This is a genomic window from Citrobacter sp. VF227, from assembly GCF_052950715.1.
The window spans coordinates 1-499 of record NZ_JBRFVF010000294.1 but is presented as its reverse complement, the minus strand read 5'-3'; the positions used below and the strand labels follow the sequence as shown (position 1 = coordinate 499).

The window sequence follows — 499 nt, the reverse complement described above, 5'->3', positions numbered from 1 at the left end:
GATCCAGATCGGCCACATTTTCTTGCTGCCACAGTCCCAGCGGAACGTGATTCGCATGCTGATGACCGCGGATACGGTAGGCGTTAATGAGCTGCAGGACTTTAACCTCCTTCACATTTGCATCAGGATCGGAAATAGAAGAAGAGTAACTTGGGGTAATCAACGCCTGCCGACGGATATAATCACGTGCTTTTCAGTGGAGTTGATCCGGTTTGACTCCGGTACCAGGTAACTGCTGGAACGTCGAACGCCAGTTAGCATCTACCGAGGCAGGGTCGGTTAAGAAGTCTTCATAGAGCTGTTCTATCCAGCTATGGTTTGAACCAGAGAAGTAAGAAGAGTCCAACCAGGCTTTCAAAGCGCTGTTCTGCATCGTGATCACTTAAGCATCTTTTCTGCTTATTTAATACTCTAAATAGATCACGTTTCAGGAAGGCGGCAAGCTTGCGAATCCCTGGGAGATTACATCCAGTAAGTGACCAGGGTGAGCAAGTGCAGC

Annotated in this window: 1 pseudogene; it reads right to left on the bottom strand. The window is 48.5% G+C overall.

The features are described from left to right. Positions 1–373: pseudogene (locus ACU8YC_RS26380) on the bottom strand (2-oxoglutarate dehydrogenase E1 subunit family protein); the annotation flags it as partial. Between the last annotated feature and the right edge of the window lie 126 nt (positions 374–499).